This is a genomic window from Arsenicitalea aurantiaca (assembly GCF_003994485.1).
Classification (GTDB): domain Bacteria; phylum Pseudomonadota; class Alphaproteobacteria; order Rhizobiales; family Devosiaceae; genus Arsenicitalea; species Arsenicitalea aurantiaca.
Window position 1 is genome coordinate 728,686 of sequence record NZ_RZNJ01000002.1, and the last position, 24,856, is coordinate 753,541.

The following is a 24,856-nucleotide window of genomic DNA, read 5'->3' on the forward strand; positions in this document are numbered from 1 at the left end:
GCAGAGGCGGGAGGCCCCTCCTAGAAGCGCACCATCGCAAACCACGTCCCGAGCAGGAAAAGTCCGGTTACGAAGCTCCAGCCGAACGCGACGAGGGCCGCGAGCACCGCCGAGCCCATCTCGACCCGCCCGTTTGCCTCCGGCCGCCACCCGAGCTTGAGCATGATGTAGGGGCCGCAGATGAAGCTCAAAAAGAGGTGCCCCAGCGTGTGGGCGAAGGTCGGACCATCATAGCGCAGCATCGCCGGCTGTCCGCTCAGTCCCTGATAGAGATAGGTGACGACTGCGGCGGCCGACAGTCCCACCGCAATAACGAACAGCGCCAGCAAGAACTCCGTCGACATAACGTGCCCCCTCTGACCATCGCATTAACTGTTCATTAAACATAATGCGGGCTTGATCTGCTGTCACCATGTCCAAGCAGTGCTGGTTAACGGCCATGACGAGTCGCTCAGAACCGAGGCCTGCCGCTTCCGGGGTCGGATACAATCTCGGGCTGATCGCCATGACCATGGCGCTCGTTGGGGTCGGTGCCGCCTATGCGCTCGACAGCATCGCCCGACCGATGGAACCGCTTCCGGCGCTCACCACCACCGAGCCCACCCTCACCCGGGCGCTCGGCGGGCGCAATCTCGAGATCCCGCTGTCCTGGTTCCGCTTCGGTGAGCAGCGCGTCGAAGGCTTTGCCGATCAGATCGACCTCTCCGTGCCCATGCCGCTCGCCGATGGCGGGAGGATCGCGACCATCGACGTCACGCTGATGCCGCGCAGCCGCGCCCGCCCCAGCGCCGGCCTGCTCGACGGGGTCTATCTGCACAATTTCGAGCCGGTGGAGATTTCGGGCCCGCCAGGCCTCGTCGGCAAGCCCTTGCGGGCCCGCGAAGGCTTTTCGGGGGAGACCGTCTGGTATGACGCCCTCTCGCCCGAGCCCTTCGTCGCCAAATGCATGGAGCCGGTCACCGATGGCGCGCCATCGCGCTGCCTGCGGACCGTGGTGCTGAGCCCGGGCATTGCCGCGCTCTACAGTTTCGATGCGTCGGTCTTGCCGGCATGGCGCCGGTTCGACGCCGAGATCACCCCGTGGCTTTCGCGCATCGGGGCGTTCTGAGCCTTCCGCTTACTGGACTTCGTCCAGATCGATGTCGAGGATCGCCATCTGGAAGTTGTAGGAGCGGTCCCCGTCCTCGTCGTCCACATAGATCAGGCCGAGGAATTCCTCGCCGATATAGACTTCCACGGAGTCGTCCTTCTTGGGCCGCGGGCGGACATCAATGCCCCTGTTGCCGAATTTCTGTTGCAGAAATTTCTGGAGCTTGATGATTTCCGGATGATTCACGAGGCCGATCCTTCTTGTGTGTTCGGGGAGCGCCACCATAGGCACCCGGGCGGCGCCGACAAGTGCGGGCGGCGCTTTTCCCCGCTGCATGGGGCGAAAATCAGGCGCCCGGCTCGTGTACCATCACCACATGGTCCATGACGTTGGCCGGCACCGCGCAGCCGGCCTCGCCGATCACCTTGGCCGGCACGCCCGCCACGGTCACGCGCGGTGGTACGGGCTTGACGACGACCGATCCGGCCGCAACCCGCGCGCAGTCACCCACCTCGATGTTGCCGAGCACGATCGCGCCCGCACCGATCAGCACGCCATTGCCGATCTTGGGATGCCGGTCCTGGTCGGCCTTGCCGGTACCACCCAGCGTTACGCCCTGCATGATCGAGCAGTGATCCCCGACGACCGCCGTCTCGCCCACGACGAACCCCGTCCCGTGGTCGAGCATGATGCCCTGGCCGAATTTCGCGGCTGGGTTGATGTCCACCTGGAACACCTGGCTTGCCCGGCTTTGCAGGTAGAGCGCCATGTCGCGCCGGCCCGCGCCCCAGAGCGCGTGGGCAAACCTGTGGGTCTGGATCGCCTGGAACCCCTTGAAATAGAGAAAGGGCTCGATCGCCCTGTGGCAGGCCGGGTCGCGCTCGAGCGTCGCGGCGAGGTCCGCCCGCGCCTGAGCGCCGATCTCGGCATCCACCCCGAGCGCCTCTGCCATCGCCTGGCGGATCAGGTCCGCCGACACGTCCTCATGCCCGAGCCGTTCGGAAAGCCTGTGCGCCAGCGCGCTCTCGAAGGTCTCGTGGTTGAGAATGCTCGAATAGACGAGATTGGCGAGCGCCGGCTCCTTGGCCGCGATGTCGCGAGCGCCCGCAAGGATCGCTCCCCATACCGGATCAACGGCTTCCAGCGGCAAGCTGCGGCGAAGATTGCTGGTCATGATGGGCCTCCACGGTGGCCTATCGATATAGGATATCGGTTGCTACAAAACAAAGCCTGACTGCAAAAATGGTTCGACATCTGCGCGATTACTGGTCGTTCCGTGCAAGGAAATCCAGCGCCGCCTGCCGGAAGGCCGGATCGCCCGTCGCGCGCATGTGGTCGCGCCGCGGAATGACGAAGGCCTCCCCGCGCGGCAGCAGGTCCGCCAGCTTCTGCGGGTCGCCCGCCATCACGTCGTCGGCCCCGATCGCCACCAGCACCGGCACCTCTATCTCGCGCACCGCGCTCTCGGCGAGCGGCGCCCGCGATGTCGCCATGCACGCCGCGAGTGCCTCCCGGTCCGAACCCGTGTGCTCTGCAAAGATCCGGAACTGCCGCCCGATGGGGTCCGTCACCTCCGAAAGCGTCGGGGCGAGCAGCGCCGCGATGATGGTCTCGGAATCACCGAGCCCCGTGACGAGGTTCATCCCCATGCCGCCCCAGACCATCGCCGAGGCGCGGCCCGCGTGCCGGTGCGCGAGAAACGCCGCGATCCGCGCGCCCATCGAATAGCCCATCACCGGCAGCGTCTCGATCCCCAGATGATCGAGCAGCGCCACCGCATCGTCCGCCATGATCGCCGGCGTATAGGCCGCAGGATCGTGCAGCTTCTGCGATTTTCCATGCCCGCGATTGTCGAGTGCGATCGCCTGGTAGCCCGCCCCCGTCAGCGTCTCCACCCAGCCCGTTCCGACCCAGTTGACAGCCGCGCTCGAGCCGAAGCCGTGGATCAGCAGGATCGGTCGCCCCTCCCCGTGAATCTCGTAGGCGATCTCGACGCCATCGGATGTGAACTGGGCCATGCCTTGCTCCTTGCAGCCTGCGCGAGAGCGTAATACTGCCTCGCGGGCGAAAGTAAACCGCCCGCCGCGCGGCCTTTTCTTTGCCGCGACCCTCCGATATGGTCGCGCCCGTTCCCGGCACCGGTATCCTCAGAGGCAGTCAGATGGCACATGCGAGCGTTCCCCATTTCCACAACAGCGAGGGGCTGGCCCGCATCACGGTGGGCGCGAAGGAATTCCAGTGCGTCGGCGCCTTGCCGCCCTTTGATCACCCGCATGTCTATCTCGACATGGGCAAGGATACCGAGATCGTCTGCCCGTACTGCTCCACCCTCTATGTCTATGACGCCGCGCTGACCCCCGGCACGTCCGAACCGCTCTCGGCGATGTTCGACACGGCCCACGCCTGACCGTCATGGCCTCCGCCGGCAGGACCGTCTATATCGCCGGCGCCGGCGTCGCGGGGCTGACGCTGGCCCTCGCCCTCGCCAAGTTCGGCGCGACCGTCGTCGTGCTCGAACGCGCCCCCAGGCTGCAGGAGGTGGGCGCGGGCATCCAGATCAGCCCCAATGCCCGGCGCGTCCTCAACCAGTTGGGGCTCGAGCGCACCATCGCGCAGAAGAGCTTCGTGCCCGAGGGCATCGACGTCTACCCCTTCCGCCGCCGCAAGCCGCTGACCACGCTCGAGCTCGGCGCCACCAGCACCGGCCGCTATGGCGTCCCCTATGCCGTCATGCACCGCGCCGACCTCGCCGAATCCCTCCAGCAGGCCTGCCGGCGCTTTGCCAATGTCGACATCGTCTTCGGCGTGCGCGATTTCGATGCGGTGAGCCATGAGCGCGGCGTGTCCGTCACCGCCGACGAGGCCGGCGGCCATGCCCGGGCCGCCCGCGCCTTCGCCTTCATCGGGGCCGATGGCGTCCATTCCGAAACCCGCCGCCGCATCCTTGCCGGCCCCGATGCCCGCTACACCGGCACCGTCGCCTGGCGCACCACCCTGCCGCTCGATGCGCTCAAGGGCGTCGTCTCGCACGAGCGCACGAGCCTGCTCTTTGCCCCCGGCTACCACGCGGTCTGCTACCCGCTTCCGCACCGCGCCCGGATGAACCTCGTGCTCTTTTCCCGCGTCAAGGCCGACCGCGCCTTCACCGAGAACGCCCCCCGCGCGCCCGAGCTGCCGTGGGCCATGCTCCGCAGCCTGCGCTTCGATGCGATCATGGCCGCCGCCGAGGGCGCCTGGGGCTATTGGCCGATATCCACCGTCGAGACCGATGTGTGGAACGAAGGCGGCATCGGGCTCATCGGGGATGCGGCCCACGCCATGCTCCCCTTCCAGGCCCAGGGCGCGGCGATGGCCATCGAGGACGCGGCGATCCTTGCGCCGCTCCTGATGACCGAGCCCGACGCCCAGTCCGCGCTCGCCCGCTACGCCGCCGCCCGCCGCGCCCGCGTCGCCCGTGTCGCCAAGGTCTCGGCGCGCAACGGCTTCGCCTTCCACATGGAGTGGCCCTTCACCCTCGGGCGCGACGCCGTGATCGCGCTGCAGGGCCCGCGCGGGCACCTCAAGCGGCTCGACTGGCTCTACCGCTATGATACTGCGCCCGAAATGTGAGCCTGCGGCGCTTGCCTTGCGCGGCGCCCCTGTGTCAACTGCGACACCGAAACACGTAGAGATTGCATGGTTGTCGCAAAACACCCCAGGCTGACGCTCGCCTGCATCCTGATCACGATCCTCCTCGACATGATCGGGGTGGGCATCATCGTGCCGGTGCTGCCCGAGTTGCTCGAGGAGCTCACGGGGGGCAGCGTTGCCGAAGCGGCCATCATCGGTGGCTATCTCGTCTTCGCCTACGCCTTGATGCAATTCGTTTTTTCGCCCGTGCTCGGCAATCTGTCCGACCGCTTCGGGCGGCGCCCCGTGCTGCTCGCCTCGCTGCTGGGGCTGACCTTCGATTATCTCCTTATGGGCTTCGCGCCGGTCGTCGCCATCCTCTTCATCGGCCGCGTGATTTCGGGAATCGCCGGCGCCGCGGTCGCGACCGCCACCGCCTACATGGCCGACATCACCCCGCCCGAAAAACGCAGCCAGCGCTTCGGGCTCATCGGCGCGGCCTTCGGGCTCGGCTTCATCATCGGCCCGGTGATCGGCGGCGAGCTCGGCGAATTCGGCCCGCGCGTGCCCTTCTACGCCGCTGCCGGACTTGCCTTCGCAAACTTCCTCTTCGGCGTCTTCGTCCTGCCCGAAAGCCTGCCCAAGCGCCGCCGCCGCCGCTTCGACATCCGCCGCGCCAATCCCTTCGGCGCGGTCCTTGCGCTGCGGCAATATCCGGTCGTCGTCTGGCTTTTGGGCGTGCTGTTCCTCTTTGCGCTCGCCGGCCAGGCCTACCCCTCGGTCTACAACTACTTCACCATCGAGGTCTTCTCCTTCTCCTCCTCGCAGATCGGCCGCTCGCTCGGCGCATTCGGCATCGGCTTCGCCATCTGCCAGGCGCTGCTGGTCGGCCCCGCCGTCAAGCGCGTCGGCGAAGTGCCCGTGGTGCTCTTCGGCATGGGCGCGGCGGCCCTCGCCTTCATCGGGACCGCGTTCATCTCCACCGAGCTCATGCTCTATTTCTTTCTGATGATCGGCGCGCTCAGCGGGCTGGCCGTGCCGGCGGTCAATGGCCTGCTCTCGCGTCAGGTCCCCGACAATGCGCAGGGCGAGCTCCAGGGCGCTGTCAACGCCGCCAATTCCCTCGCCACCATCATTGGCCCGCTGGCGGCAACGCAGATCTTTGGGCTCTTCACGCTCGATCCGGTGTCCCCGGGCTATTTCCCCGGTGCACCTTTCCTTGCCGCGGGCGTCGTCATCATCATGGCCGCGCTGGTCTTCTCCTACACCGCCTGGCGTTTCGAGATCCGCCATCGCCCGCCCATGGCCGACAAGCCCGTCGTGCCCGAAATGGCCCCGCCGGGCCAGATCGCCGTGCCGCCAATAGACGAAGATGCCGACAATCCCGATGTTGATAAGACCGACGACCGCCGCTGACCGCCCCGCCCTCTGGGCCATGATCGAGCCGATCATGCGCGAGGGCGAAACCTTCGCCCTGCCGCGCGATGGCGACGAGGCAGTGGCGATGACTTACTGGTCCTCGCCCGAAAAGGTGAACTTCATCGCCGAGGAAAATGGCGAGATCCTGGGTTCGAGCTACATCCGGGCCAACCAGCTCGGCGGGGGCGCCCATATCGCCAATTGCGGGTACATGACCACCCCCTCGGCACGCGGCCGCGGCGTCGCCCGGGCGCTCTGCGCCCATTCCATCGAGCACTGCCGCGCCGCGGGCTTTCGCGGCATCCAGTTCAATTTCGTCGTCTCCACCAACGCACCGGCGGTCCATCTCTGGGAGAGCTTCGGGTTCGAGACCCTCGCCCGCCTCCCCTCCGCCTTCGCCCACCCGCGGCTGGGCTTCGTGGACGCGCTCGTGATGTTCAAACCGCTCTAGGGCGGCCCGGAAAGCGACCGAAGGAAAAAGGCCGGGCGGGATCGGCGATCCCGGCCCGGCCTTTGCGTCTTCCCGAACCTCTCGATCGTCAGACCTGCGGTTCGGCCGCCTCGACCTGGATCGTTGCGGGCCAGTCCCCGTGATGCACGCCATCCTTGTCCGAGCGCTCGAAGCCGTGCGCGCCGAAGAAGTCGCGCTGTCCCTGGATCAGATTGGCCGTACCGAGCCCCTGCCGGTAAGCGTCGAAATAGGAGAGCGCCGCGCCGAGACAGGGCAGCGGAAACTCGCCATGCGCACCAGCCGCGACCACTTCGCGCAGCGCCCCGTGATTGGCCTTCATCAGCTCGACGAAATCCGGAACGAGCAGCAGATTGCGCGCCGGACCGCCCTCATAGGCAGCCGACATCTGGTCGAGGAAACGCGACCGGATGATGCAGCCGGCGCGCCAGATCTTGGCAACGGTGCCCAGCGGCAGGTTCCAGCCCTTTTCCTCGGACGCCTTGGCCATCACGGCAAAGCCCTGCGCATAGGCGGCGATCTTGCCGGCCAGCAGGGCCTTTTCGAGCGTGTCGAGCGAGAGCGAAATCTCGGCGCCGCGACGCGCGCCATAGAGCTTTTCGGCCTCGAGCCGCTCGTCCTTCATGGCCGAGATCGAACGGGCCGCCACCGCACCCTCGATGGTTGTGGCCGGCACCGCCAGTTCCTGCGCGACGATCGCCGACCAGCGCCCGGTGCCCTTCTGGCCGGCCTTGTCGAGGATCAGTTCGACCAGCGCAGTGCCGGACTCCGGATCCACCGCGTCGAGCACGTGCCCGGTGATTTCGATAAGGTACGAGTTGAGCGGCCCCTCGTTCCACTTGCGGAAGACCTCGGCGCATTCGGCCGGCTTCATACCCAGCCCATCGCGCATGAAGCCATAGACTTCGGCGATCATCTGCATGTCGCCATATTCGATGCCGTTGTGGATCGTCTTGACGAAATGGCCCGCGCCGCCCTCGCCGAGATAAGCGCAGCAGGGCTCGCCCTTGAACTTCGCCGCGATCGCCTTCAGCACGGGCTCGGCATTGTGCCATTGCGCCTTGGCGCCGCCGACCATGATCGAGGGACCGTGCCGCGCACCTTCCTCGCCGCCCGAAACGCCGACGCCGAGATACCCGATGCCCTTGCCCTGGAGGTAGGCGAAGCGCCGGTCGGTATCGGTATAGAGCGAGTTGCCGCACTCGATGATCGCATCGCCCTCTTCGAGATAGGGCAGCAATTGCTCGATCATCTCGTCGACCGGCTTGCCGGCCTTCACCATGATGATGATCGACCGCGGCCGGCGGATGCTGGCGATGAATTCGGCGAGGTCCGCCTTGGGCACCACACGCTCAGCCAGCGGCCCGGCCATCGCGACGAAATCGTCGATGCGGGATGCCGTCCGGTTGTGGACGGCGATGGTGTGGCCCTTCTCGGCGATGTTGAGGGCAAGGTTGGACCCCATCACGGCAAGTCCGATCAAACCGATATCCGCATGCGACATTCGTCGTCCTCCAAAAGGCGCATAAAGTCGCAGGCCTTTTGGCACGGCAAGGGGCTCAATGCCACTATAAAGGGCAGTTCTGCTTCCATATCTTGCCAGTCTCTGCGGTTAGCGCTTATCAAGCCGCAAGGCGTCCACTACGCTGGGCAAAAGACCTTGGGGAGAGAGACCGATATGCTGTCACAATTCAGCCTGGCCGGGCGCCGCGCGCTCGTCACGGGCTCAAGCCGGGGCATTGGCCACGCCATCGCCGCGGCCATGGCCGGCGCAGGCGCCGAAATCATCATCAATGGGCGTGATCAGGAAGCGCTCGGCGCTGCTGCCGAAGGCCTCGCCGCGACGGGCGCAAGCGTCAAGGCGCTCGCCTTCGACGTCACGAGCGAGGACAGCGTCGCCGAAGCCATCGGCTGGTGCGAGAGCGAGCTCGGTCCCATCGACATCCTCGTCAACAATGCCGGCATGCAGCATCGCGCGCCGCTGCACGAGTTCCCCGCCGACGCTTTCGAGCGCGTCATGCGCACCAACGTCACCTCCGTCTTCACCGTCGGCAAGGCGGTCGCCAAGGGCATGATCGGGCGCGGCCATGGCAAGATCATCAATATCTGCTCGCTGATGAGCAATGTCTCGCGCCCCTCCGTCGCCCCCTATGCGGCGAGCAAGGCGGCTGTCGCCAATCTCACCCGCGGCATGGCGACCGACTGGGCCCGCCACGGGCTGAACGTCAACGGCATCGCGCCGGGCTATTTCCGCACCGAGCTCAACGCCGCCCTCGTCGCCGATGCCGAATTCAACGGCTGGATCGAGAAGCGCACCCCGATGGGCCGCTGGGGCGAGACCTCCGAACTGGGCGGCGCTGCCGTCTTCCTGGCCTCCGAGGCCGCCAGCTTTGTCAACGGGCACATTCTCTATGTCGACGGCGCCTTCTCCGCGACCGTTTGAGGTCTCCCGCATCATCATCGTGATGGGCGTCACCTCGAGCGGAAAATCCTCGATCGGCGAGGCCATTGCCCGTCATTTCGACGTGCCATTCCTCGATGGCGACCAGTATCATCCCGATGCCAATGTCGAGAAGATGCGCGCCGGCACCCCGCTGACCGATGAGGACCGCTGGCCCTGGCTCGAAACGCTGGGCACCGCGCTCCACGAGGCCGCCGAGCAGAAGGGCCGCGCCATCGGTGCCTGCTCGGCGCTCAAGCGCGCCTATCGCGACTATCTCGTGGAAAAGGCCGGGGAGCCGATCCTCTTCGTCTATCTCGACGGCAGCCGCGACCTCATCGCCAGCCGAATGGCCAAGCGCCAGCATCACTTCATGCCGACGAGCCTCCTCGACAGTCAGTTCGCCACCCTCGAGCGCCTTCAGCCTGATGAGAACCATTTCTCGGTCTCGATCGAGCCGTCGCTCCGGGAGATCACCGAAACCATTCTTGCAAAGATCAGCTGAGCCATGGCACGGATCGTCGGCTACATCGCCCAGAGCCTTGACGGCTTCATCGCCACTGAGCGCGGCACGCTCGAATGGCTGCTGAAATACGACGATCTCGACCAGGGCGAATTCAGCTACGAGCGCTTCATCGCGCGCATCGCCACCATCGTCATGGGGCGCGACACCTATGAGTACGTCGCCAACGAGATGGGGGCCGACTGGCCCTATCCCGACCAGCGCAGCATCGTCGTCACCTCCCGGCCGATCGAGAACCTGCCGACCGGCGTCGAGGTCTGGAGCGAGGGTGTGGACGCGCTCATCGCCCATCTGCGCGCCGATACGGATGGCGATGTGTGGATGGTCGGCGGCGGCCGGCTGCAGATGGCCTTTCTCGAGCGCGGCGCGCTCGACGAGATCGAGATCTACGTCATGGCCGAACTCATCGGCGGCGGCGTGCCGATCTTTCCGCCAACAGGGTTCGTCGCCTCACCTCGCTTGATTTCGGCCACGACGCTCAATCGAGGCTGCGTGCGCCTTCATTACGCCTTCGACACCAAGGCCTGAACGCGAAAAGGCCGCCTCGAAAGGCGGCCTTTGCAGTTCTGGCGCTTTTCCCTGGGCGGCGTGGTCTCCGTCCCGCCCGAATTCTTTCGATACCCGCGAAACCGGTTCCCACTTCCGCGGCAGGATCGACGCCTCGCTCAGCTTCAGCGTACCGCGTCGCGCGCCTTGTCCTTGGCCTTGCCGACTTCGCCCTGGATCTTGCCTTCAGCCTTGTCCATTTTCCCTTCGGCCTGCAACTTCTTGTTGTCGGTCACTTTGCCGGCGGCTTCTTTGACGGCGCCCTTGGCCTGCTTGGCTGCGCCTTCGATCTGGTCTTTCATGGCGAACACTCCTCTTGGTTCGCCTGAATAACGTGGACGATTAACAGAGGTTGCCCGGGCCCTTACGGTTCACGCGCTCGTGTTCGCCTCGCGCGGATCGGGGCCGATATACCCCACCTCGATGCGGCAGAGCTCGCCCGCCTTCATCGTGTCGAGCCACGCCCGAAAGTCCGCCAGATCCTTGAACCCCGCCCGCCTCACGTCGGCCTCGGTCACGTCCTCGAGCGCGATCGGGTCCATCCGCCCGATCGAGAGCAGCCCCACCCGCGTCTTCAGCGTGCCGCCCGCCTTCACCGTCGCCCGCTTCCAGCGCCGGAAGATGATGTCGATCTCGCCGGCCTTGATGGCCTCGAGCACGTCGAGCTTGATCAGCATGTCGCTTCCCTATTCCAGTCCCTGCCGGCCGATCCGGCGCACCTCGGCAAGCGCATTGCCGGGCGCATCGAACCAGCCCGCCTCGAGCAGCCGCGTCCGCACCCGCTGGTTGAGCCCGCCCTTGGTCTGGTGTTCGCCCACGAGATCGCCGAGCCGCGCCTCCGGCGTCGCCATGCCGGTCTCGGCGAGGCTGAGCAGCATCGCCCTCGTGTACCGGCTTGCCTTGGCGCGCTCCACGCCCTCGGCCTCGCTCCAGCCGATCAGCGTCTGCTGCAGTTCGAAATAGGTCGCCATCAGCGCGCTGACCCCGCCCATGGCCATCATCTCGGTGTCGTCGGCGGCAAAGATCACCTCACCCAGCCCCGACAGCAGCTCGCGCATCAGCGGCGTTTCGGGCGTTGCCACCAGCGGACCGCTGCACCGGGCGACGGCCGGCAGGGGCAGCGCCCGCGCCACCGGCAGCCCCGGCGCCAGCGCCTGCAATTCGGGTATGTCGAGCCCGGTCACGAAGCTGACGAGTGCCTGCCCGGGCCGGAAGGCGAGCCCCGCAAGCGCGTCTTCCACCTGCGCAGGCCGCATGGCGAGCACCACGACCTCGCTCGCCTCGATCACTTCGGCGTTCGAGCCGGCCCGTCGCACCCGCGCAAACCGCGCCTCGAGATCCCGCGAGATCGCCTCCGAACGCGGCGACACGACGATGTCGTGGTGTCCACCCGCGTGCTCCAGCCCTTCGATGAACGCGCCGGCGATCACGCCCGTCCCGAGGAATCCGAGCTTCATGGTCAATCCTTCAAACTGGTGCGGGCGGCGGGACTCGAACCCGCACGGAGCTACCTCCTCCGGATTTTAAGTCCGGTGTGTCTACCATTCCACCACGCCCGCCGGCTGGTTCCGCTCAGTCGGTCCCGCCCGAGATCGGGGCGACATAGGCGACGTCGAGGTCCCAGGGGAAGAAGATCCACGTGTCCTGACTGACTTCGGTGATGAAGGTGTCCACCATCTCGCGCCCCTTGGGCTTGGCGTAGACCGTCGCGAAATGTGCGCCCGGCAACATGTCGCGCACCGCGCGCGCCGTCGCCCCGGTGTCCACCAGATCGTCCACGATCAGCACGCGCCCGCCGGCCTTGGAGATCTCCAGCACCTGCTCGGAAATCGGTTTCAGCACCCGCACCTGCCCCTGGGACTGATGGTCGTAGCTCTTGACCGAGACGCTCTCGATGACGCGGATGTTGAGCTCGCGCGCCACGATCGCGGCCGGCACCAGCCCGCCGCGCGCGATCGCCACCACGGCCTCGAAGCCGCCCATCCCCGTCAGCCGCCAGGCCAGCGCCCGGCTGTCGCGATGGAACTGGTCCCACGTCACGGGAAAGGATTTATCGGCCGGATTGTTCACTTGCGTTCTCCTTGCCCCGCGGCGCTGGATCGGAAATGTCTTGGCTCGGGCGCCAATGGCGCCTTATGGCGAGCCTCTGGATATCGATCAATAAACTTCTGCATCGGGCGCCGGCAGGCCGGCCCGCTCATGGGCAGCGGCCACCATGGCGCGCACCTCCCGCGCCGCCTCCGCGAGCAGCGCTTCGTCGGTGGCGCGCAGCACGAGTTCGGTCGTCGGGCGGTCCCCGCCCATCTGCGGATAGCTGCCGAGCCTCACCTCAGGATAGCGCGACTGGATTTCCCCGAGCGCATCGCCTACCGCCCCCTCGCCCACGCCGGCCTTCACCGTTATCGAGTGCACCTTGCGCCCCGTCCGCAGCGTCGGTGCGATCGCCTCCAGCATCGCCTTCATGATGATCGGGACGCCCGCCATCACATGCACGTTGCCGATGCGGAAGCCGGGCGCGGCGCTGACCGAATTGACGATGAGGTCGGCGCCCTCGGGGATGCGCGCCATCCGCAGCCGCGCCGCCGTCACCTCGGTGCCCGCGCTCTTCCAGCGCGTCTCGAGCATCGCCCGCGCTTCGGGGTTGATCGGCAGCGCCACGCCGAACGCTTTCGCCACCGCGTCGGCGGTGATGTCGTCATGGGTGGGGCCGATCCCGCCCGTCGTGAACACGTAAGTGAATTTGTGCCGCAGCGCGTCGAGCGCGCCCACGATCTCGTCGGTCACGTCCGGCACCACGCGCACTTCGCGCAGCTCGATCCCGAGATCGGTGCAGAATTCGGCGGTTGCGGCGATGTTCACGTCCTTGGTGCGCCCCGAAAGGATCTCGTCGCCGATCACCAGCAATCCGGCGGTCACAGTTTCGTCAGCCATGGCGGTGCGCATCTCCCCGAAAGTGGCACCTGCAATGCCCTTGGGCCGGGCAAACGTCAAGCGTTCCGCGCGTCAGCGCCCTGCCCCCTCTTCCAATCGGCGCGGCCAGCGACTAGTTCTAGGGATCAGCCCCAGGATAGCTCTGCATGATCACCTACGTCGACGCCGCAACCAAGTCCCGCCGTACCCCCGGGGTAATCCCCCTGCACGGCTCGGAAGGCTTCGAGGGCATGCGCCGCGCCGGGGCATTGACCGCCGAAGCGCTCGACCTGCTCGTCGATCATGTCGCGCCCGGCGTTTCGACCCTGGAGCTCGACCGGCTCGCCTATGAATTCGCGCGCGATCATGGCGCGGTTCCTGCGACGCTTTTTTACAAGGGCTACCGGCATTCGATCTGCACCTCGGTCAACCATGTCGTCTGCCATGGCATCCCCGCCGACAAGGCGCTGCGCGAGGGCGACATCGTCAATATCGACCTCACGCTCATCGTCGATGGCTGGTACGGCGATTCGAGCCGCATGTACCCGGTGGGCGAGATCTCGCGAAAGGCCGAGCGGCTGATCGACGTGACCTATGAAAGCCTTTACGCCGGCATCACCGCGGCAAAGCCCGGCAACACCACCGGCGACATCGGCGCGGCCATCCAGCAGCATGCCGAGGAGGCACGCACCAGCGTCGTCCGCGATTTCGTCGGCCACGGCATCGGCCAGCTCTTCCACGACGAGCCGAACATCCTCCATTTCGGGGTCCCCGGCACCGGCGTGCCGCTCAAGCCCGGCATGATCTTCACCATCGAGCCCATGATCAATCTGGGCCGTCCGCACGTGAAGATCCTCAATGATGGCTGGACCGCCGTCACGCGCGACCGCACCCTGTCGGCCCAGGCCGAGCACTCCATCGGCATCACCGAAACCGGCTGCGAGATCTTCACCCTGTCGCCGCGGGGGCTCTTCAACCCACTCGACAAGCGCCGGGGCTAAGTCGTGTCCGGGGGGGCGGGCGACAGCGAGGGGCCGGGGCTTTCCGAAAGCCAGCCCCATTATCTCGGCCATCGCGAGCGGTTGCGCGAACGCTTCCTCGCGGTCGGCGGGGATGCGCTGCAGGATTACGAGCTTCTCGAACTTCTCCTCCAGCAGATGCTGCCGCGCCGCGACACCAAGGCGCTCGCCAAGCAGTTGCTGCAGAAATTCGGCACTTTCGCCGCCGTCCTCGGCGCGCCGCGCCAGCGCCTTGCCGAGGTCAAGGGGCTCGGCGAGGTCTCGATCACCCATCTCAAGGTCATCCAGGCTTCAGCCCAGCGCTATGCCCGCGGCCAGATCGAGGGCGATGCCCCGATCCTCAGTTCATGGTCGGCGCTGCTCGACTACTGCCACTCCCAGATGGCCTATGAGACACGCGAACAGTTCCGCATCCTCTTCCTCGACAAGAAGAACAAGCTGATCGCCGACGAGGTGCAGCAGCGCGGAACCGTCGATCACACCCCGGTCTATACCCGCGAGGTGATCGCCCGGGCCCTTGAGCTCTCTGCCACGGCGCTCATCCTCGTGCACAATCATCCCTCGGGGGATCCCGCCCCCTCATCGGCGGACGTACAGATGACGCGGGCCATCTCCGACGTGGCAAAGCCGCTCGGCATCACGCTCCACGATCACCTTATCATCGGGCGCGGCGGCCATGCCTCCCTGCGAAGCCTGAAGCTACTCTGAGCGCCCCGCGCCCTTCAGCCTTGCGAGCCCCGCGCGCACGCCCTGCACCAGCCGCCTGTTGGCCTTGAGCCGGCCCCGCGTCGCCTGCCAGTGCCTGTGGAGCGCGCAGACGAAGCGCCCCAGAGGGTTGAGCGGCAGGTAATGATGCCGCACCGGGATCAGTTCATTGCACCAGTGCCGCTTCTCGTCGGTGAACCCCGTGCCCATGTCGAAGACGCGGGTCCCTTCGTCGAACACCGTCTGCATCACCCGCAGCAAACATTGCTTGCCCGGAGATCCCGCCTGGATCGCAGGGGCATCGCTCATCGAGGAGATGAGGCAGAAGAGCGCGTCGCCCTCGGCCACATTGTAGCGTACCGCCACGATCTCCCCATCGAGCGTCAGCACGTGGAGCCGCACGTCGACGTCGGAGCCCGGCGCGACCGTGCTGTCATAGAACCGGCGCACCGCCGGATCTGCGAAGGGGTCGCGCACGCCCATGGTCCGGAACCGCGCCGCGCGTTGGCGGAACATGGTGTCGAGCACGCCGGGGGCTTCGGCACCGGGCCGCACTTCGGAGAAGCCGACCGTCCCCATGGCCTCCAGCCGCTCCCCCTGCTGCCGGTCATGCTTCCTGCGCGACCGTGTCCGCTGCGTCGCGTTGCACGCCTCCCAGCTGTCGAACCGCGCCCGGTAGAGCGTATCGGCTTCTCGATGCGTGCCGAGCTCGGCAAAGGGATCGATGCCCGACAGCGGGCGCACCGGCACCGTGCGCAGATAGATGAGCGCCGCACCGCGCGCCGCACCCATCATCGCGTCCCAGAGGGCCCGCCGCTCCTCCGACGACAGGGCCACGAGCCGCGCCGCGTCGATCAACGGGGCATTGCAGCCGACATGGGGGCCCGGAAACCAGCCGAGCTGCATCACGCCCTTTACCCGCCGCCGGTGCAGCGCCATCAGCGCCACCGGCACGTCTCCCAGCGAGCCTACGATATAGTGCTGGTCCGCTTCCTCTATGCCATGCGCGGCGACCCAGGCGCGGATGAAGGCAAGGCTCTGCCCCGGCGATTCGACGCCTCCGGCCTCGAGCCCACGCCAGATCGGCTCCACCGCATCGAGGCTGTGAAAGAGTTCGGCCGAAGGCACGCGCGCCTCGTCGGCCCACGCGGCAAGGTCGTCCCCCACCCGCATCGGCGCCCGTATCGCCGTCCGTTCCGCAATCGCCGCTTCTGCCATCATCCCCGCGCACCGCTCCCTCGATCGGCGCACACTCTTGTCCGCGCATGTGAAATCGGCGTTGACGATGGACCCCGCTCACCTCGCGGGGCAGTGCTTTTGTGGGGTAGGGTTAAGAGGAGCTTGTCAGCCGAATGTGCTCAGCACCGGGAAGGTCTCGAGAAACCAGAACGAGATCCGCGTGAACTGTCCGGTGACGAAGAGCAGCCCCGTCACGACGAGCAGCACGCCCATCGCCCGCTCGACGGTGCGCAGGTGTTTGCGGAACCCATCGAAGAAGCTGAGAAACGGCCCGATCGCGATGCCCGCCAGCAGAAACGGTACGCCGAGCCCCAGCGAATAGACCCCGAGCAGCGCCGCGCCTTCGAAAGCGGTATCGCGGCTCGCCGCAACCGAGAGGATCGCCGCCAGCACCGGCCCGATGCAGGGCGTCCACCCCACCGCGAAGGCGAGGCCGAGGAGGAACCCGCCCACCGGCCCGCTCGCCACGCCGGGCCCCTGGTGCCGCATCTGCCGGTCCAGCAGCCCGATCCGGAACACCCCGATGAAATGGAGCCCCATCGCGAGGATCATTATCCCGGCGATCGGCATCAGATAGGGCAGCGCCTGGCGGAACATCTGCCCGAACGCCGTCGCCGTCGCCCCCAGCGTCACGAAGACGACCGAAAATCCGAGAATGAAGAACAGCGAGGTGTAGACGCTTCGGCGCCAGAGCCGCCCCGCGCTCGCGCCGTCTTCGCGCAGCTGCTCGAAGCTCGCCCCGCTCATATAGGTGAGATAGGGCGGCACCAGCGGCAAAACGCAGGGGCTGAGGAAACTCAGCACACCCGCGCCGAACACGATTGGCAGTGAAAAGCCGAACACTGGCGCCTCCGAAACTGGCCCCTTCATACCCGCTCGCTCCGCCATTGCAACGCAGCGTCCTGTCGCATCGCCCGATTGTGAGCGTGCCCCGCCCCCTACCCGCCGCCCGCCCCCTGTGCTAACCGGTCCTCGAACGGAGAAGGACCAGATGACCCAGCGCCCCGTCCGCATCGCCCCCTCGATCCTTTCGGCCGATTTCGCCCGGCTGGGCGAAGAGATCCGCGCCATCGACGAAGGTGGCTGCGACTATGTCCATGTCGACGTCATGGACGGCCATTTCGTCCCCAACATCACGATCGGCCCGCTGATCGTCTCGGCCATCCGCCCGCTGACGCAAAAGCCGCTCGACGTGCACCTGATGATCGCCCCTGCCGATCCCTACATCGCCGCCTTCGCCAAGGCGGGCGCTGATATCATCACCATCCACGCCGAAGCCGGCCCGCACCTTCATCGCTCGCTGCAGGCCATCCGCGCCGAGGGCAAAAAGGCAGGCGTTGCGATCAACCCCGCCACCCCCGTCTCCGCCCTCGCCCATATCATCGACGACATCGACCTCCTTCTGGTGATGAGCGTCAATCCCGGCTTCGGCGGCCAGAGCTTCATCCCCGAAAGCCTCGTCAAGCTGCGCCAGGCGAAGGCGCTCATCGGCGGCCGCCCGATCGATCTCGAGGTCGATGGCGGCGTCACCCCCGACACTGCCGCCGAAATCGCCCGCGCCGGGGCGGACGTGATGGTCGCGGGCTCCTCGGTCTATGCCGGCAATGATCCTGCGACCTATGCCGGCCGCATCGCCGCCATCCGCCGCGCCGCGGACACGATCGATGTCTGATGGCCCCGTCCCCTCGGGGCTGAGCCACATCACCTTCATCGTCGCCGACCTCGACCGTATGGAGGAGATCCTCGGCTGCGTCCTCGGCGCCGAAAAGATCTACGACAGCGGCGCCCGGACCTTCTCGGTTTCCGAGGAACGCTTCTTCCTCGTGGGCGCGGCAAAGCTCTGGATCGCCATCATGAAGGGCGAGCCGCTCCCCGCCCGCAGCTACAACCATCTCGCCCTCAAGATCGAGGATGAAGACTTCGATCTCTACCGCCAGCGCATCGAAGCCCTCGGGCTCGACCTCCGCCAAAGCCGCCCCCGGGTGGACGGCGAGGGCCGTTCGCTCTATTTCCACGACCACGACAATCATCTCTTCGAGCTGCACACCGGCACGCTGAGCGAGCGCCTCGCCCGCTATGCCACCCCGAAGCAGCCGGAATCGAAATCTCAGCACTCAGGGCCAAGCCTATGATCCCGCGTTACTCCCGCCCCGAAATGGTCGCCATCTGGGCTCCCGAAACCCGCTTCCGCATCTGGTTCGAGATCGAGGCGCACGCCACCACCGCGCTCGCCGATCTCGGCGTCGTGCCGCAGGAGGCTGCCCGCACCATCTGGGAAAAGGGCAGCGCCGCGACCTTCGATGTCGAGCGCATCGACGAAATCGAGCGCACCACCAAGCACGACGTCATCGCCTTCCTCACCCATCTCTCCGAAATCGTCGGCCCCGATGCCCGGTTCGTCCATCAGGGCATGACCTCCTCGGACGTGCTCGACACCACCCTCTCGGTCCAGCTCGCCCGCGCCGCCGACCTGCTGCTCGCCGATATCGATGCCCTACTGGCCGCTCTCGAGCGCCGCGCGTTCGAGCATCGCGACACCATCACCATCGGCCGCAGCCACGGCATCCACGCCGAGCCGACGACCTTCGGCGTCAAGCTCGCCGAGGCCCATGCCGAGTTCGCACGCAACCGTGCCCGCCTCGTCGCCGCCCGCGCCGAGATCGCCACCTGCGCCATTTCCGGTGCCATCGGCACCTTCGCCAATATCGATCCCAAGGTCGAAGAATACGTCGCCGAAAAGATGGGCCTTTCGATCGAGCCCGTCTCGACCCAGGTCATCCCGCGCGACCGCCACGCCATGTTCTTTGCGACCCTCGGCGTCATCGCTTCCTCCATCGAGCGCGTCGCCGTCGAAATCCGCCACCTGCAGCGCACCGAAGTGCTCGAGGCCGAGGAGTATTTCTCCCCCGGCCAGAAGGGCTCCTCGGCCATGCCCCACAAGCGCAATCCGGTGCTGACCGAAAACCTCACCGGCCTCGCCCGGCTGGTGCGCGGCATGGTCACCCCCGCGCTCGAGAACGTCGCCCTCTGGCACGAGCGCGACATCTCCCACTCTTCGGTCGAGCGCATGATCGGGCCGGATGCCACCGTCACCCTCGATTTCGCGCTCGCCCGCCTCACCGGCGTCATCGACCGGCTCGTCGTCTACCCCGAGAACATGCGGCGCAATCTCGATCTGCTCGGAGGCCTGCACAATTCCCAGCGCGTGCTTCTCGCCCTCACCCAGGCCGGGCTCAGCCGCGAGGCGAGCTATGCCGCCGTCCAGCGCAATGCCATGAAAGTCTGGGAAATGCGCGGCGACCGCACCGGCCAGTTCGCGCAGAACCTGAAGTCCGACCCCGAAGTCATGGCCGCGCTGACCCCCGAGGCCATCGACGCCATGTTCGACGATGCCTACCATCTCAAGCATGTCGGGACGATCTTCTCCCGCGTCTTCGGCCGCTCCGCATGAAGATCGCCGATACCGACGTGCTGATTCTGGCCGGGCTCGGCGGTTCCGGCCCCGGCCATTGGCAAAGGCGCTGGGGCGAGCGCTTCCCCCACGCCCATTTCGTCGAGCACGATGAATGGGACCGCCCCGAACTCGGCCCGTGGATCTCCACCATCGAGCGGGCGATCATGATGGCGACGCGGCCCGTGGTCGTCGTCGCCCACTCCCTCGCCGTCTCCGCGCTCGTCCACACTGCCCAGCGCCTCGTCGACACCAAGGTCCGGGGCGCCTTCCTCGTCGCCCCGCCCGATCACGAAAGCGCAGACCTTCCGCGGGAAGCCGCCGCCTTCGGCCACGTCCCGCGCGATCCCCTGCCCTTTCCGTCAATGCTGGTCGCCTCCACCAACGACCCCTTCTGTTCGGTCGAACGCGCCGTCGACTTTGCCACCTGCTGGGGCTCGGACTTTCATCTTGCTGGCGAAGCCGGCCACATCAACCTGGCGTCCGGCCACGGCCCCTGGCCCGAAGGCCTCCTCATGTTCTCCCGCCTCATGCAGCGGCTCGAGGGATAGTCCGGAACCGGACGCCGTCAGGCGTCCGGCTCGCCATGGCGGTCGGCGGCGAGTTTGCGGATTTCCCGGAGCTCGGAGATGGTCGTTTCGAGATCGGTCTTTTGCCGCTCCAGCAGAGCCAGGCGTTCGTCGACCTTTTCGAGCAGAAGCGCGACCTGAGCGCTCTGGGTGCGGTCGGCGTCGTAGAGGCTGAGATAGTCCGAGATGTCGCGCAGCGAAAAGCCGAGCCGCTTGCCGCGCAGGATCAGAATGAGCCGCGCCCGGTCGCGCCGACGAAAGACGCGGGTGCCGCCCACACGGTCGGGCTCGATCAGGCCCTTGGCCTCATAGAACCGGATGGTGCGCGTGGAGATGCCGAACTCGCGCGCGAGGTCGGCTATGGCATACAGGTCGCGGCTCTCCGGCTCAGCCCTGTTCACTTTTGCTGCCCTTTCGCTGGGCGTATTCTTCGCGCAGCTCCTTTTTGGAGAGCTTCCCGATGAGGGTTTTCGGCAATTCGGAGCGGAAGATGATCTCGCGCGGCATTTCGAGCTTGTTGAGCTTGTCGGCGATAAAGGCCTTGATGTCGGCTTCGTTGGCGCTCGTCTCGGCCTTGAGCTTGACGAATGCGACCGGTGCCTCGCCGCGATAGGTGTCGGGCACCCCGATGACGGTGACCTCGTCCACCGCCTCATGGCCGTAGATCGCTTCCTCGATCGTGCGCGGGTAGACGTTGAAGCCCGAGGTGATGATCAGATCCTTGATCCGGTCGACGAGGAACACGTAGCCGTCCTCGTCGAGCAGACCGACATCGCCGGTGCGCAGCCACCCATCGGCAAAGGCCTCCAGATCGGCTTCCGGATCGTCGTAATAGCCGAGCATCACCTGCGGGCCCTTCACCTGCAACTCGCCCCGTTCGCCCAGGGCCGCCGGTTCGCCGGTCTCGATGTCCACGAACCGGATGTCGGTGCCGGGCAGCGGCTGGCCGATCGAGCGGGGCTTGGAGGGGACGCGAAGGGCCGCGCAGCAAACCACCGGCGACGCTTCGGTCAGCCCGTAGCCTTCAGCCAGAAGCGCGGGGGAAACGCGTGCAAAAAGCGTGCGCGTCTCGTCGCTAAGCGGTGCGCCGCCCGACACGACCACCTTGAGGCTCGAAAGTGCGCTGACCGCGGACGGGCCGGCGCGGCCGAGGGCGTGGATCAGCGTCGGCACTGCGGGCATCACATTGGCCCCGGTGCGCGTCAGCAGGTCGAGCAGCGCCTTCATCTCGAAGCGCGGCAGCATGACCACCTGGGCGCCCGAACAGAGCGGCACGTTCATGCAGGCGGTCATCGCGAAGATGTGGAAAAAGGGCAGTACGGCGACGACACGAGTCGGGGGATCGAAGAGCCCGAGCCCCCATTTGTCGATCTGGCTCATATTGGCGGCGATATTGGCATGGCTCAGCATCGCGCCCTTCGGCAGGCCGGTGGTCCCGCCAGTATATTGCTGCACCGCCACGTCCTTGAGAGGGTCGAGCCGCACGGGGACAAGGGCGCCGTCCCGATCGATCATGTCCGAAAACTTCGCGGTCCGATCCGCGATCGGCGAAGCGGAGACGTGCGCCAGATCCTTGCGCTTGGCGAGCTTGAAGAGATTGCGCTTCAGGATGGGCAGCGCATCGGGAAAATGGCAGACGACAAGGGATTTGACCTGCCCGTCCGCAACGAGCCGCTCGGCCTTGTCGAAGAGCTGCTTGAGATCGAGCGTCACCATCACCGAGGCGCCCGAATTGCCCACGATGTGCGCGAGTTCGGGGACGGTGTAGAGCGGGTTGCAATTGACCACCGTGCCGCCGGCGCGCAGGATCGCGTAATAGGCGATGACGTAGAACGGCGTATTGGGCAGCAGGAGCGCAACGCGCGTGCCCTTTGTGACGCTGAACTGGCTCTGCAGCGCCGCGGCGAAGCGCTCGATGTCGCGGCCGAGTTCGCGGAAGCGCGTCTTCTTGCCCAGGAAGTCGAGCGCGACCGCGTCGGGGGTGCGCTGGCAGATCTCGAGCAGGCGCTCATGGACCGGGGTGAGGTCGATCTCGTCGTCCCACCGGACACCCTCGGGATAGTGATCGATCCAGGGGCGAGGGTGCGCCGTTTCGGTCTTGCGGGGCATGTTGGTCCTCCCGGGCTTGCTGCCGATGGCCTCCCCGCCGGCAGCGTCCCCGTTTCGGCCGGGGTTCACGGAAACTATTCCATCTCGTTACGTTAACGTCAAATGCCGGCCACTGTTGCGCAATGGCTTTTTGCAGTGTCGGCTAAGAAGGGGCGGCAGGTTGACGTTTACGTCAACCAATCCTAACTTTCCTCTCGAGGGTGAGCGTGGACGCATCGGCGTGCCACGAACAGGTGAGGAGGTCCAATTGGTCCTGGTTCTGGTCTGTCTGTCGATCGTCGCGTTCTTCGTGCTCGCCATGCGGCGTGCGCCGCTCATCCACTGGGCGGTGGCGGCACTTGTCATCGGCATCCTGAGCCGGATCGATCTGAGCGCCGGGGTAACGCTTGCGGGCGGGCTCTGGGGCTGGATCTTCGCCCTCCTGCCGGGGATCATCCTCGCCCTCCTCTCGGTGACCCCGATCCGTCAGGCGCTCGTGTCGCGACCCGCCTATGGCATGGTGCGCAAGATCCTCCCGCGCGTGAGCCGCACTGAGCAGGAGGCCCTCGACGCCGGAACGGTGGGGTGGGACGCCGAGCTCTTTTCGGGCCGGCCGCGCTGGGAAAAGCTCTCCGGGGTCAAGCCCGCGCAGCTGACCGCCGAGGAGCAGGCCTTTCTCGACGGGCCGGTGACCGAGCTTTGCGCCATGATCGACGACTGGGACACAAGGCACAACCGGGCCGACCTCTCCCCCGAAGTCTGGGCCTTTCTCAAGGAGAAGGGCTTTTTCGGCATGCTGATCGGCAAGGAGCATGGGGGGCTCGGCTTTTCGGCGCAGGCGCAGTCCATGGTGGTGTCCAAGATCGCGAGCCGCTCGGTGGCAGCGGGCATCACGGTGATGGTCCCCAATTCCCTCGGACCGGGCGAACTGCTCGAAAAATACGGGACCGACGCGCAGAAGGAGAAATACCTCCGCCGCCTCGCGACGGGGCAGGACGTGCCCTGCTTTGCGCTGACCGGCCCGCATGCCGGCTCGGACGCGGCGGGCATGCGCGACATTGGCGTCGTGACCTACGATCTCTACGAGGGCAAGAAGACGCTGGGCGTCAAGCTCTCCTGGGACAAGCGCTACATCACTCTGGCGCCCGTCGCGAGCCTTCTGGGGCTTGCCTTCCACCTTACCGACCCCGAGCATCTGCTGGGCGCCGAAGAGAATGTGGGGATCACGCTCGCGCTCGTGCCGGCTGACCACAAGGGCGTCGAGATCGGCCGCCGGCACTTCCCGGCGCGTTCTGCCTTCATGAACGGGCCGACCCGGGGGCGAAACGTCTTCATCCCGATGGATTTCCTCATCGGGGGTCCGCGCTATGCGGGACAGGGCTGGCGCATGCTGATGGAATGCCTCTCGACCGGCCGCGCGATCTCCCTCCCCGCGATCGGCACCACTTCGATCAAGCAGGCCCTGCGCGTCACGTCCGCCTATGCGCGGGTGCGGCGCCAGTTCGGCATTCCGGTCGGCATCATGGAAGGCGTCGCCGATCCGCTGAGCCGGATGGTGAAATCGGCCTACAAGTTCGAGGCGGGCCGGTCGGTCACCGCAGCCATGGTCGATGAGGGACAAAAGCCTTCCGTGCTTTCGGCAATCCTCAAATACCAGACCACCGAAGCGATGCGCGACCGGGTGAATGACGCCATGGATATCCATGGCGGGCGCGCGGTGCAGGACGGGCCGACCAATTACCTGTTCTCGGGCTATGCGACGACGCCCGTCGCCATCACGGTCGAGGGCGCGAATATCCTGACGCGCACGCTCATCACCTTCGCCCAGGGGGCGCTCCGCGCCCATCCCTATCTCTACAAGGAAATCGCGGCAGCCCAGGATCCCGACCGCAAATATGGCGTGCGCGCCTTCGATGCCGCGTTCACCGGGCACGTCTCGTTCATGCTGCGCAACATTGCGGGTAGTTTCCTTCACGGGCTTACCGGCGGACGGTTCGCCTCGACCCCGGTCGACCACGAGATGGCGCACTGGTATCGGCAACTGGCGCGCTACAGCCAGAGCTTCGCGCTCGTCGGCGACTGGACCGTGGCGTTCCTCGGCGGCGATCTCAAGCGAAAGCAGCGGCTGTCGGGTCGGATGGCGGACATCCTTTCGGAACTTTATCTGCTGTCGGCCACTTTGAAGCGGTATGAAGATGAAGGCCGCATCGAGGAAGACCGGATCATCGTGGAGGCCGTCGCGGCCGACGCGATCAAATCCATCGAGGACAATTTCGCGGCCGTCTTCGCCAATTTCCCAAATCGTGTGCTCGCTTTCCTGATGGGGCTGCTGGTGTTTCCGCTCGGGCGGCATGCTCGGCCTGCGTCCGACAAGGCCAATTACCGGCTGGCCCGCGCCGTGCTCCGGCCCGGCGGTTTCCGCGACCGGCTGACCGATGGCGTCTACGTTTCGACCGACCCTAAGGACGTGACGGGCGTGCTCGAGGATGCCTTCCTCAAGGTCACGCGGGCCGAAGAGATCGAAGCCAAATTCGTGCGCGTGCTAAAAAAAGGCGTCATTCACCGCCGGCTCGACCGCGACGCGATTTCGGATGCGGTGACGGCGAACATTCTCACCCCGGAAGAGGCCTCGATCCTGCGCCAGGCCGACGAGGCGACCGACAGGGCGATCCGGGTGGACGATTTCGAGTTCGACGCCCTGGCCCCGCGCCAGCTTTCCGACGCCGGTCGCATCGAGACCGCCGCAGAGTAACAGACGCCAGCCCCAATCAAGGAGCCG

The 24,856-nt window shown here is 66.4% G+C and carries 29 protein-coding genes and 1 tRNA gene; 15 read left to right on the top strand and 15 right to left on the bottom strand.

The annotated features are described in order from the left end of the window. Positions 1-20: 20 nt before the first annotated feature. Complete coding sequence (locus tag EMQ25_RS07970) at positions 21-344, bottom strand: DUF6949 family protein (protein WP_127188006.1); 324 nt, start codon at positions 342-344, stop codon at positions 21-23. Between the two features lie 95 nt (positions 345-439). Here EMQ25_RS07970 and EMQ25_RS07975 point away from each other — a divergent pair, with 95 nt between their 5' ends. Further along, positions 440-1,108 carry a hypothetical protein gene (locus tag EMQ25_RS07975; protein ID WP_127188007.1) on the top strand — a complete coding sequence of 223 codons (669 nt, stop codon included), beginning with the start codon at positions 440-442 and terminating at the stop codon, positions 1,106-1,108. Positions 1,109-1,117: 9 nt separating this feature from the next. On the opposite strand, the gene EMQ25_RS07980 is transcribed toward EMQ25_RS07975, so the two are convergent. From EMQ25_RS07980 to EMQ25_RS07990, 3 genes are all read right to left on the bottom strand, one after another. After that, a complete protein-coding gene (locus EMQ25_RS07980) occupies positions 1,118-1,336 on the bottom strand; it encodes a DUF3126 family protein (protein ID WP_127188008.1) in 219 nt (72 codons plus the stop codon). 100 nt (positions 1,337-1,436) lie between these two features. Further along, positions 1,437-2,264 carry a serine O-acetyltransferase gene (gene cysE / locus EMQ25_RS07985; protein ID WP_192895642.1) on the bottom strand — a complete coding sequence of 276 codons (828 nt, stop codon included), beginning with the start codon at positions 2,262-2,264 and terminating at the stop codon, positions 1,437-1,439. An 88-nt stretch (positions 2,265-2,352) separates the two neighbouring features. Further along, positions 2,353-3,108, bottom strand: coding sequence for an alpha/beta fold hydrolase (locus EMQ25_RS07990; RefSeq protein WP_127188010.1), 756 nt, complete (start codon positions 3,106-3,108; stop codon positions 2,353-2,355). 143 nt (positions 3,109-3,251) lie between these two features. Between EMQ25_RS07990 and EMQ25_RS07995 the strand changes: the two genes are divergently transcribed. From EMQ25_RS07995 to EMQ25_RS08010, 4 genes are all read left to right on the top strand, one after another. Then, positions 3,252-3,497, top strand: coding sequence for a zinc-finger domain-containing protein (locus tag EMQ25_RS07995; protein WP_127188011.1), 246 nt, complete (start codon positions 3,252-3,254; stop codon positions 3,495-3,497). Between the two features lie 5 nt (positions 3,498-3,502). Then, positions 3,503-4,699 carry an FAD-dependent monooxygenase gene (locus EMQ25_RS08000; RefSeq protein WP_127188012.1) on the top strand — a complete coding sequence of 399 codons (1,197 nt, stop codon included), beginning with the start codon at positions 3,503-3,505 and terminating at the stop codon, positions 4,697-4,699. Positions 4,700-4,765: 66 nt separating this feature from the next. Further along, entirely contained in the window at positions 4,766-6,115 is a 1,350-nt protein-coding gene (locus EMQ25_RS08005; protein WP_127188013.1) for a TCR/Tet family MFS transporter, read from the top strand. After that, a complete protein-coding gene (locus EMQ25_RS08010) occupies positions 6,087-6,569 on the top strand; it encodes a GNAT family N-acetyltransferase (protein ID WP_127188014.1) in 483 nt (160 codons plus the stop codon). Before EMQ25_RS08005 ends, EMQ25_RS08010 begins: the two co-directional genes overlap by 29 nt. A gap of 88 nt (positions 6,570-6,657) precedes the next feature. Here EMQ25_RS08010 and gndA read toward each other — a convergent pair whose 3' ends face one another. Then, positions 6,658-8,091, bottom strand: a complete 1,434-nt coding sequence (gene gndA / locus EMQ25_RS08015; RefSeq protein WP_127188015.1) for an NADP-dependent phosphogluconate dehydrogenase — start codon at positions 8,089-8,091, stop codon at positions 6,658-6,660. A gap of 174 nt (positions 8,092-8,265) precedes the next feature. On the opposite strand from gndA, the gene EMQ25_RS08020 reads away from it, so the two are divergent. From EMQ25_RS08020 to EMQ25_RS08030, 3 genes are read left to right on the top strand one after another with little or no spacing between them, the layout of a single operon-like run. After that, a complete protein-coding gene (locus tag EMQ25_RS08020; RefSeq protein ID WP_127188016.1) occupies positions 8,266-9,030 on the top strand; it encodes a glucose 1-dehydrogenase in 765 nt (254 codons plus the stop codon). Continuing rightward, entirely contained in the window at positions 8,999-9,532 is a 534-nt protein-coding gene (locus EMQ25_RS08025) for a gluconokinase (RefSeq protein WP_127188017.1), read from the top strand. The genes EMQ25_RS08020 and EMQ25_RS08025 overlap by 32 nt, the downstream gene beginning before the upstream one ends. A gap of 3 nt (positions 9,533-9,535) precedes the next feature. After that, positions 9,536-10,078, top strand: a complete 543-nt coding sequence (locus EMQ25_RS08030) for a dihydrofolate reductase family protein (RefSeq protein WP_127188018.1) — start codon at positions 9,536-9,538, stop codon at positions 10,076-10,078. 143 nt (positions 10,079-10,221) lie between these two features. Here the strand turns inward: EMQ25_RS08030 and EMQ25_RS08035 are convergent, their stop codons facing one another. From EMQ25_RS08035 to EMQ25_RS08060, 6 genes are all read right to left on the bottom strand, one after another. After that, positions 10,222-10,398 (bottom strand): CsbD family protein, encoded by a 177-nt coding sequence (locus EMQ25_RS08035; RefSeq protein ID WP_127188019.1) that lies wholly within the window; start codon positions 10,396-10,398, stop codon positions 10,222-10,224. Between the two features lie 69 nt (positions 10,399-10,467). Further along, a complete protein-coding gene (locus EMQ25_RS08040; RefSeq protein WP_127188020.1) occupies positions 10,468-10,773 on the bottom strand; it encodes a hypothetical protein in 306 nt (101 codons plus the stop codon). Positions 10,774-10,782: 9 nt separating this feature from the next. Beyond that, positions 10,783-11,553: an NAD(P)-binding domain-containing protein gene (locus EMQ25_RS08045; RefSeq protein ID WP_127188021.1), complete on the bottom strand. Its 771-nt coding sequence runs from the start codon at positions 11,551-11,553 to the stop codon at positions 10,783-10,785. A 16-nt stretch (positions 11,554-11,569) separates the two neighbouring features. After that, positions 11,570-11,655, bottom strand: a tRNA-Leu gene (locus EMQ25_RS08050). Between the two features lie 13 nt (positions 11,656-11,668). Further along, positions 11,669-12,166 carry a xanthine phosphoribosyltransferase gene (gene gpt, locus EMQ25_RS08055; RefSeq protein WP_127188022.1) on the bottom strand — a complete coding sequence of 166 codons (498 nt, stop codon included), beginning with the start codon at positions 12,164-12,166 and terminating at the stop codon, positions 11,669-11,671. Positions 12,167-12,253: 87 nt separating this feature from the next. After that, positions 12,254-13,027, bottom strand: a complete 774-nt coding sequence (locus EMQ25_RS08060) for a competence/damage-inducible protein A (RefSeq protein WP_127188023.1) — start codon at positions 13,025-13,027, stop codon at positions 12,254-12,256. A 146-nt stretch (positions 13,028-13,173) separates the two neighbouring features. On the opposite strand from EMQ25_RS08060, the gene map reads away from it, so the two are divergent. Both map and radC read left to right on the top strand, forming a co-directional pair. Then, positions 13,174-14,007, top strand: coding sequence for a type I methionyl aminopeptidase (gene map / locus EMQ25_RS08065; RefSeq protein WP_127188024.1), 834 nt, complete (start codon positions 13,174-13,176; stop codon positions 14,005-14,007). A 3-nt stretch (positions 14,008-14,010) separates the two neighbouring features. Further along, positions 14,011-14,733, top strand: coding sequence for a RadC family protein (gene radC / locus EMQ25_RS08070; protein WP_127188025.1), 723 nt, complete (start codon positions 14,011-14,013; stop codon positions 14,731-14,733). Here radC and EMQ25_RS08075 read toward each other — a convergent pair. Continuing rightward, the gene (locus tag EMQ25_RS08075; protein ID WP_127188026.1) at positions 14,725-15,951 is read right to left on the bottom strand and encodes a GNAT family N-acetyltransferase; all 1,227 of its coding nucleotides are present in this window, start codon (positions 15,949-15,951) and stop codon (positions 14,725-14,727) included. The two genes, radC and EMQ25_RS08075, sit on opposite strands and share 9 nt — an antisense overlap. 123 nt (positions 15,952-16,074) lie before the next feature. Beyond that, entirely contained in the window at positions 16,075-16,839 is a 765-nt protein-coding gene (locus EMQ25_RS08080; RefSeq protein WP_127188027.1) for a cytochrome c biogenesis CcdA family protein, read from the bottom strand. A 121-nt stretch (positions 16,840-16,960) separates the two neighbouring features. Between EMQ25_RS08080 and rpe the strand changes: the two genes are divergently transcribed. The 4 genes from rpe to EMQ25_RS08100 are packed head-to-tail and all read left to right on the top strand — an operon-like array spanning position 16,961 to position 19,971. Beyond that, positions 16,961-17,641, top strand: a complete 681-nt coding sequence (rpe, locus tag EMQ25_RS08085) for a ribulose-phosphate 3-epimerase (RefSeq protein WP_127188028.1) — start codon at positions 16,961-16,963, stop codon at positions 17,639-17,641. After that, positions 17,634-18,101, top strand: coding sequence for a FosX/FosE/FosI family fosfomycin resistance hydrolase (fosX, locus tag EMQ25_RS08090; protein WP_127188029.1), 468 nt, complete (start codon positions 17,634-17,636; stop codon positions 18,099-18,101). Before rpe ends, fosX begins: the two co-directional genes overlap by 8 nt. Then, a complete protein-coding gene (gene purB, locus EMQ25_RS08095; RefSeq protein ID WP_127188030.1) occupies positions 18,098-19,420 on the top strand; it encodes an adenylosuccinate lyase in 1,323 nt (440 codons plus the stop codon). The genes fosX and purB overlap by 4 nt, the downstream gene beginning before the upstream one ends. Then, positions 19,417-19,971 carry an RBBP9/YdeN family alpha/beta hydrolase gene (locus EMQ25_RS08100; RefSeq protein ID WP_127188031.1) on the top strand — a complete coding sequence of 185 codons (555 nt, stop codon included), beginning with the start codon at positions 19,417-19,419 and terminating at the stop codon, positions 19,969-19,971. Before purB ends, EMQ25_RS08100 begins: the two co-directional genes overlap by 4 nt. Before the next feature lie 17 nt (positions 19,972-19,988). Here the strand turns inward: EMQ25_RS08100 and EMQ25_RS08105 are convergent, their stop codons facing one another. Continuing rightward, positions 19,989-20,390 carry a MerR family transcriptional regulator gene (locus EMQ25_RS08105; protein WP_127188032.1) on the bottom strand — a complete coding sequence of 134 codons (402 nt, stop codon included), beginning with the start codon at positions 20,388-20,390 and terminating at the stop codon, positions 19,989-19,991. Beyond that, a complete protein-coding gene (locus tag EMQ25_RS08110) occupies positions 20,377-22,098 on the bottom strand; it encodes a long-chain-fatty-acid--CoA ligase (protein WP_127188033.1) in 1,722 nt (573 codons plus the stop codon). The genes EMQ25_RS08105 and EMQ25_RS08110 overlap by 14 nt, the downstream gene beginning before the upstream one ends. Before the next feature lie 247 nt (positions 22,099-22,345). On the opposite strand from EMQ25_RS08110, the gene EMQ25_RS08115 reads away from it, so the two are divergent. After that, a complete protein-coding gene (locus EMQ25_RS08115; protein ID WP_127188034.1) occupies positions 22,346-24,829 on the top strand; it encodes an acyl-CoA dehydrogenase in 2,484 nt (827 codons plus the stop codon). The last annotated feature ends 27 nt before the right edge of the window (positions 24,830-24,856 follow it).